This window comes from Serratia sp. TSA_105.2 (assembly GCF_052692115.1).
Genome location: NZ_JBQZFT010000019.1, coordinates 22,188 through 30,390, shown reverse-complemented (window position 1 = coordinate 30,390; position 8,203 = coordinate 22,188). Strand labels below are relative to the sequence as shown.

The following is an 8,203-nucleotide window of genomic DNA, read 5'->3' as shown; positions in this document are numbered from 1 at the left end:
CGTTGGCGCTGGTGTTGTTGCTAAAGTTATCGCTTAATCGCTGATAAAGTTTGACGCGACACGCGGTAAAAGGGCATCATTTGATGCCCTTTTTCTACGCTGTGAACTAGAACCTATCTCATCAGCGATTTTGCAGTCATAATCATTGGTGAGATGGGCTCTTAAACCGTATTGACTGAAATACGTCATAGCGTAAAACACCGGGATAGCGCTGAAGCGGTATCCGATCGGTTTGGTTTGCCTCGCAATGCGAGGCAAAGTTGTTTGTTCTGAATCATCATTGTGACAGGTTGGTTTATGAGTGCGAATACCGAGGCTCAAGGGAGCGGACGCGGCCTGGAAGCGGCAAAGTGGCTGATCGTCGCCGTTCTGTTGGTTGTGGCTATTGTCGGTAACTATTACTACCGTGATTTAAGCCTGCCATTGCGCGCGCTGGCAGTTGTGCTGATCATCGCCGTTGCAGGTGCAGTGGCTCTGATGACCACCAAAGGCAAAGCCACCGTTGCGTTTGCCCGCGAAGCGCGTACCGAAGTACGTAAAGTGATTTGGCCAACTCGTCAGGAAACGCTACACACCACGTTGATCGTTGCCGCGGTAACCGCCGTGATGTCACTGATTCTGTGGGGGCTGGATGGAATTCTGGTCCGTCTGGTGTCGTTTATTACTGGCCTGAGGTTCTAAAATGTCTGAAGCTCCAAAAAAACGTTGGTACGTCGTTCAGGCGTTTTCCGGTTTTGAAGGTCGCGTAGCACAATCGCTGCGTGAACACATCAAACTGCACGATATGGAAGAGCTGTTCGGCGAAGTGATGGTGCCTACGGAGGAAGTGGTTGAAATCCGTGGCGGCCAGCGTCGCAAGAGCGAGCGTAAGTTCTTCCCTGGCTACGTGCTGGTGCAGATGGTGATGAATGACGCCAGCTGGCACCTGGTGCGCAGCGTACCGCGCGTCATGGGGTTCATCGGCGGTACGTCTGACCGTCCTGCGCCAATCAGCGATAAAGAAGTTGATGCGATCATGAACCGCCTGCAGCAGGTTGGTGACAAGCCGCGTCCGAAAACGCTGTTCGAACCGGGCGAGCTGGTGCGCGTCAACGACGGCCCGTTTGCCGATTTCAACGGTGTGGTCGAAGAAGTCGATTACGAGAAGAGCCGCCTGAAAGTTTCCGTTTCCATCTTTGGCCGTGCAACGCCGGTGGAACTGGACTTCAGCCAGGTTGAGAAAGGCTGATCGAATAATCAGCAATGAGTGGCGCGTTGCCGCTTGTCAAAGGCGCGAAATTGAACTACAATTTCGCGCCTTTTGTTTTTAGATGCCTTGCCTGATGCATGTTGGGCGGGGTGAAACATGGGGAGCCTCTTACGAGGCGATACTACCCAAACCGAGGAAATTTAAATGGCTAAGAAAGTACAAGCCTACGTCAAGCTGCAAGTTGCAGCTGGTATGGCGAACCCGAGCCCACCAGTGGGTCCAGCTCTGGGTCAGCAGGGCGTTAACATCATGGAATTCTGTAAGGCATTCAACGCTAAGACTGACAGCGTTGAAAAAGGTCTGCCGATTCCGGTTGTTATCACCGTTTATTCTGATCGCTCCTTCACTTTCGTTACCAAAACCCCGCCAGCAGCAGTTCTGCTGAAAAAAGCGGCTGGTATCAAGTCTGGTTCCGGTAAGCCGAACAAAGACAAAGTAGGTAAAGTGACCCGTGCTCAGGTACGTGAAATCGCAGAAACCAAAGCTGCGGACATGACTGGTTCTGACGTTGAAGCGATGACTCGCTCCATCGAAGGTACCGCTCGTTCCATGGGCCTGGTAGTGGAGGATTAAGAGATGGCTAAGCTGACCAAGCGCATGCGCGTGATCCGTGACAAAGTTGATGCTACTAAACAGTATGACATCACTGAAGCTGTTGCTCTGCTGAAAGAGCTGGCCACCGCTAAATTCGTAGAAAGCGTTGACGTTGCCGTTAACCTCGGCATCGACGCTCGTAAATCTGACCAAAACGTTCGTGGCGCTACCGTTCTGCCACACGGCACCGGTCGTTCCGTTCGCGTTGCCGTATTTGCCCAAGGCGCTAACGCTGAAGCAGCGAAAGCTGCCGGCGCAGAGCTGGTAGGTATGGACGATCTGGCTGACCAGATCAAGAAAGGCGAAATGAACTTCGACGTTGTTATTGCTTCCCCGGATGCAATGCGCGTTGTTGGTCAACTGGGCCAGATCCTGGGTCCACGCGGCCTGATGCCAAACCCGAAAGTGGGTACCGTTACTCCGAACGTTGCTGAAGCAGTGAAAAACGCTAAAGCAGGTCAGGTTCGCTACCGTAACGACAAAAACGGCATCATCCATACCACTATCGGTAAGGTTGATTTCGACGCAGACAAACTGAAAGAAAACCTGGAAGCCCTGCTGGTTGCGCTGAAAAAAGCAAAACCTTCTCAGGCGAAAGGCATGTACATCAAGAAAGTTAGCCTCTCCACCACCATGGGTGCTGGCGTTGCTATCGATCAGAGCGGCCTGTCTGCTGCAGCGAACTAATCGCATTTGCGATTATCGCTTTGACTTGGGGCCAAGATTTGTCTAGAATCTTATGCCCCAAGGTTTTGCTATTGGCTATGCCGTAGGCAAAACAAAGATTTTTCGGTTGGAGCCTGGCCTATCCAGGCCTCCGTCCAAGACCGCAGGTGTATCGCAAGATACTTAATCCTTCCTGCGTAGACGGTGACAGAGCCTAAGAAAATTTTTCTTTTTTATAAAAGAATGTCTTTGCTGGATTCTGCTCACCGTGTTAAGCCGCTCGGCGTGGCGTTTTACAAAGCGCCGAGTGAAGTGAGTTCCGGGGGATTTTCCCCGGCTAATCCAGGAGCAAAAAGCTAATGGCATTAAATCTTCAAGACAAACAAGCGATTGTTGCTGAAGTCAGCGAAGTAGCCAAAGGCGCGCTGTCTGCGGTTGTTGCGGATTCCCGCGGCGTTACCGTAGATAAAATGACTGAACTGCGTAAAGCAGGTCGTGAAGCTGGCGTTTACATGCGTGTTGTTCGCAACACCCTGATGCGTCGCGTAGTTGAAGGCACTCCATTCGAATGCCTGAAAGACACGTTTGTCGGTCCTACCTTGATTGCATTCTCTCACGAACACCCGGGCGCTGCTGCTCGTCTGTTCAAAGAGTTCGCGAAAGCGAATGCAAAATTCGAGGTTAAAGCTGCGGCCTTTGAAGGTGAGCTGATCCCAGCGGCGCAAATCGACCGCCTGGCGACGCTGCCAACTTACGAAGAAGCGATCGCACGCCTGATGGCAACCATGAAAGAAGCCGCTGCCGGCAAACTGGTTCGCACTCTGGCTGCAGTACGCGATCAGAAAGAAGCGGCGTAAGCCACTCTTTCTTAGCCTTTGCTAACGTATTTAAACTATTTCTGAATTTTAGGAACAATTGTTATGTCTATCACTAAAGACCAAATCCTGGAAGCAGTTGCCGCTATGTCCGTAATGGACGTTGTTGAACTGGTTTCCGCTATGGAAGAAAAATTCGGCGTTTCTGCTGCTGCTGCTGTAGCTGTTGCTGCTGGCCCAGCTGAAGCTGCTGAAGAGAAAACTGAATTCGACGTTATCCTGAAAGCTGCAGGCGCTAACAAAGTTGCTGTTATCAAAGCAGTACGTGGCGCTACCGGCCTGGGTCTGAAAGAAGCTAAAGACCTGGTTGAATCTGCTCCAGCCGCTCTGAAAGAAGGCGTGAGCAAAGATGACGCAGAAGCTCTGAAAAAATCTCTGGAAGAAGCTGGCGCAGAAGTTGAAGTTAAATAAGCCAACCTTTCCGGTTGCAGCCTAGTCTTTTAGGCTGATGGCTGGTGACTTTTTAGTCACCAGCCTTTTTGCGCTGTAGGGCGCCAGTAGCGTTTCACACTGTTTGGCTGCTGGTTTCGCCTCCCAATGTTTGTTTCTATTGACGACTTAATATACCGCGGTCTTTGCACTACCAGGAGTTCTGGGGGAAGACGCGATGAAATGGTTTAAGCGTGATAGCAAGAGACATTGCGGAAAGTGTTCCCGCTTTCCGGTCGACAAAACGGTGTTGCATGAACTGTCCCTAATCGGACGGACAGATTGGGTCACTGATCAGCGAGCTGAGGAACCCTATGGTTTACTCCTATACCGAGAAAAAACGTATTCGTAAGGATTTTGGTAAACGTCCACAAGTGCTGGACATACCATATCTCCTTTCTATCCAGCTTGACTCGTTCCAGAAGTTTATCGAGCAAGATCCAGAAGGGCAGTACGGCCTTGAAGCCGCATTCCGTTCTGTTTTCCCTATCCAGAGCTACAGTGGCAATTCGGAGCTGCAATACGTTAGCTACCGTCTTGGTGAGCCGGTCTTCGACGTCAAAGAGTGCCAGATCCGTGGTGTGACGTTCTCTGCACCGCTGCGCGTAAAACTGCGCCTGGTTATCTATGAGCGCGAAGCGCCTGAAGGTACGGTCAAAGACATCAAGGAACAAGAAGTCTACATGGGCGAAATTCCGCTCATGACCGAAAACGGCACCTTTGTGATCAACGGTACTGAGAGGGTTATCGTATCTCAGTTGCACCGTAGTCCTGGCGTATTCTTCGACAGCGATAAGGGTAAAACCCACTCCTCGGGTAAAGTGCTGTACAACGCACGCATCATCCCTTACCGCGGTTCATGGTTGGACTTCGAGTTCGATCCGAAAGACAACCTGTTCGTGCGTATCGACCGTCGCCGCAAACTGCCTGCGACCATCATTCTGCGCGCGCTGAACTACACCACTGAACAGATCCTCGACCTGTTCTTTGACAAGATCGTCTTCGAAATCCGCGACAACAAGCTGCAGATGGAGCTGGTGCCAGAGCGCCTGCGTGGTGAGACCGCTTCGTTCGATATCGAAGCCAACGGCAAAATCTACGTAGAGAAAGGCCGTCGCATCACCGCTCGTCATATCCGTCAGCTGGAAAAAGACGACATTCAGAGCATTGAAGTACCGGTAGAGTACATCGCGGGCAAAGTGGTCGCGAAAGACTATATCGATACCAATACCGGCGAACTGATCTGCGCAGCCAACATGGAGCTGTCGCTGGACCTGCTGGCCAAGCTGAGCCAGTCCGGCCACAAGCGCATCGAAACGCTGTTCACCAACGATCTGGACCACGGCGCGTACATCTCTGAAACGCTGCGCGTCGATCCGACCAGCGATCGTCTGAGCTCGCTGGTAGAAATCTACCGCATGATGCGTCCTGGTGAGCCGCCAACGCGCGAAGCTGCCGAAAGCCTGTTCGAGAACCTGTTCTTCTCCGAAGACCGCTACGATCTGTCCGCGGTTGGCCGTATGAAGTTCAACCGTTCTCTGCTGCGCGACGAGATTGAAGGTTCGGGCATCCTGAGCAAAGACGACATCATCGAAGTGATGAAGAAGCTCATCGATATCCGTAACGGCAAGGGCGAAGTGGACGATATCGACCACTTGGGCAACCGTCGTATCCGCTCCGTCGGCGAAATGGCCGAGAACCAGTTCCGCGTAGGTCTGGTGCGCGTTGAGCGTGCGGTGAAAGAGCGTCTGTCTCTGGGCGATCTGGATACCCTGATGCCTCAGGACATGATCAACGCCAAGCCGATTTCGGCGGCGGTGAAAGAGTTCTTCGGCTCCAGCCAGCTGTCCCAGTTCATGGACCAGAACAACCCGTTGTCCGAGATCACGCACAAGCGTCGTATCTCCGCACTGGGCCCGGGTGGTCTGACCCGTGAGCGCGCCGGCTTTGAAGTTCGAGACGTACACCCGACCCACTACGGCCGCGTGTGCCCAATCGAAACGCCGGAAGGTCCAAACATCGGTCTGATCAACTCCCTGTCCGTGTACGCACAGACTAACGAGTATGGCTTCCTGGAAACCCCGTACCGCCGCGTGCGTGACGGCGTGGTGACCGATGAAATCAACTACCTGTCTGCTATTGAAGAAGGCAACTTCGTTATCGCCCAGGCGAACTCCAACCTGGATGAAGAAGGCCGCTTCGTAGAAGACCTGGTCACCTGCCGCAGCAAAGGCGAATCAAGCCTGTTCAGCCGCGACCAGGTTGACTACATGGACGTATCCACCCAACAGGTTGTTTCCGTTGGTGCTTCACTGATTCCATTCCTGGAACACGATGACGCCAACCGTGCATTGATGGGTGCGAACATGCAACGTCAGGCCGTACCTACCCTGCGCGCTGACAAGCCGCTGGTCGGTACCGGTATGGAACGCGCTGTAGCGGTTGACTCCGGCGTAACCGCCGTTGCCAAACGCGGCGGTGTGATCCAGTACGTGGACGCTTCCCGTATCGTTATCAAAGTTAACGAAGACGAGATGTACCCGGGCGAAGCAGGTATCGATATTTACAACCTGACCAAGTACACCCGTTCTAACCAGAACACCTGCATCAACCAGATGCCGTGTGTGAGTCTGGGTGAGCCAATCGAGCGCGGCGACGTGCTGGCGGATGGCCCATCGACAGACCTGGGCGAACTGGCACTGGGCCAGAACATGCGCGTAGCGTTCATGCCTTGGAACGGCTACAACTTCGAAGACTCCATCTTGGTCTCCGAGCGCGTGGTGCAGGAAGATCGCTTCACCACCATCCACATCCAGGAACTGGCGTGCGTGTCTCGCGACACCAAGCTGGGGCCTGAAGAGATCACCGCCGATATCCCTAACGTGGGTGAAGCTGCGCTCTCCAAGCTGGATGAATCCGGTATCGTGTATATCGGTGCGGAAGTGACTGGCGGTGACATCCTGGTCGGTAAGGTAACGCCTAAAGGCGAAACCCAGCTGACACCGGAAGAGAAACTGCTGCGTGCGATCTTCGGTGAGAAAGCGTCTGACGTTAAAGACTCTTCTCTGCGTGTGCCGAACGGCGTTTCCGGTACGGTTATCGACGTGCAGGTCTTCACCCGCGATGGCGTGGAAAAAGACAAACGCGCGTTGGAAATCGAAGAGATGCAGCTGAAGCAGGCGAAGAAAGACCTGACTGAAGAACTGCAGATCCTGGAAGCTGGCCTGTTTGCGCGTATCCACGCGGTGCTGGTTGCCGGTGGCATCGAAGCCGACAAGCTGAGCAAGCTGCCGCGCGAGCGCTGGCTGGAACTGGGCCTGACCGACGAAGAGAAGCAAAACCAGCTGGAACAGCTGGCTGAGCAGTACGACGAACTGAAATCCGACTTCGAGAAGAAGCTGGAAGCCAAGCGTCGTAAGATCACTCAGGGCGACGATCTGGCGCCGGGCGTGCTGAAAATCGTCAAGGTTTATCTGGCCGTTAAACGTCAGATCCAACCGGGTGACAAGATGGCGGGCCGCCACGGTAACAAGGGTGTTATCTCCAAGATCAACCCGATCGAAGATATGCCTTACGATGAAAACGGCACGCCGGTAGACATCGTACTGAACCCGCTGGGCGTACCATCACGTATGAACATCGGTCAGATCCTGGAAACCCACCTGGGTATGGCTGCGAAAGGCATCGGTGAGAAGATCAACCAGATGCTGAAGCAGCAGCAGGAAGTGGCCAAGCTGCGTGAGTTCATCCAGAAGGCCTACGATCTGGGCGACGACGTTTGCCAGAAAGTTGACCTGAACACCTTCAGCGACGACGAAGTGCTGCGTCTGGCAGAGAACCTGAAAAAAGGTATGCCGATCGCAACGCCGGTGTTTGACGGTGCGAAAGAGACTGAAATCAAGCAACTGCTGGAAATGGGCGGTATCCCGACCTCCGGTCAGATCACGCTGTTCGATGGCCGTACCGGTGAGCAATTCGAGCGCCAGGTTACTGTCGGCTATATGTACATGCTGAAACTGAACCACTTGGTTGACGATAAAATGCACGCCCGTTCAACCGGTTCTTACAGCTTGGTGACTCAGCAACCTCTGGGTGGTAAAGCGCAGTTCGGTGGTCAACGCTTCGGTGAGATGGAAGTGTGGGCACTGGAAGCATACGGCGCGGCTTATACCCTGCAGGAAATGCTCACCGTTAAGTCGGATGACGTTAACGGCCGTACCAAGATGTACAAAAACATCGTGGATGGCGACCACCGGATGGAGCCAGGCATGCCGGAATCCTTCAACGTATTGTTGAAAGAAATCCGCTCGCTCGGCATCAACATCGAACTGGAAGACGAGTAATCGTCATTCCGGCTCAGGCTCCCCGCCTAAGGGAGCCTGAGGGTGGT

General features: G+C 53.4%; 7 protein-coding genes. All 7 read left to right on the top strand.

The window, feature by feature from the left end; genetic code table 11:
* Positions 1-297: 297 nt before the first annotated feature.
* The 7 genes from secE to rpoB all read left to right on the top strand — a co-directional run bounded on the left by secE (position 298) and on the right by rpoB (position 8,156).
* The gene (gene secE / locus ACUTSC_RS24615; protein ID WP_004929916.1) at positions 298-681 is read left to right on the top strand and encodes a preprotein translocase subunit SecE; all 384 of its coding nucleotides are present in this window, start codon (positions 298-300) and stop codon (positions 679-681) included.
* A 1-nt stretch (position 682) separates the two neighbouring features.
* On the top strand, positions 683-1,228 hold the full coding sequence (nusG, locus tag ACUTSC_RS24610) for a transcription termination/antitermination protein NusG (RefSeq protein WP_004929914.1): 546 nt from the start codon (positions 683-685) through the stop codon (positions 1,226-1,228).
* Between the two features lie 165 nt (positions 1,229-1,393).
* Positions 1,394-1,822, top strand: a complete 429-nt coding sequence (rplK, locus tag ACUTSC_RS24605) for a 50S ribosomal protein L11 (RefSeq protein ID WP_015376316.1) — start codon at positions 1,394-1,396, stop codon at positions 1,820-1,822.
* 3 nt (positions 1,823-1,825) lie between these two features.
* Entirely contained in the window at positions 1,826-2,530 is a 705-nt protein-coding gene (rplA, locus tag ACUTSC_RS24600; protein WP_019456443.1) for a 50S ribosomal protein L1, read from the top strand.
* 338 nt (positions 2,531-2,868) lie between these two features.
* Entirely contained in the window at positions 2,869-3,366 is a 498-nt protein-coding gene (gene rplJ, locus ACUTSC_RS24595; RefSeq protein ID WP_004929905.1) for a 50S ribosomal protein L10, read from the top strand.
* A 63-nt stretch (positions 3,367-3,429) separates the two neighbouring features.
* Positions 3,430-3,795, top strand: coding sequence for a 50S ribosomal protein L7/L12 (gene rplL / locus ACUTSC_RS24590; RefSeq protein WP_004929903.1), 366 nt, complete (start codon positions 3,430-3,432; stop codon positions 3,793-3,795).
* A gap of 332 nt (positions 3,796-4,127) precedes the next feature.
* Complete coding sequence (gene rpoB / locus ACUTSC_RS24585; RefSeq protein ID WP_197774091.1) at positions 4,128-8,156, top strand: DNA-directed RNA polymerase subunit beta; 4,029 nt, start codon at positions 4,128-4,130, stop codon at positions 8,154-8,156.
* The last annotated feature ends 47 nt before the right edge of the window (positions 8,157-8,203 follow it).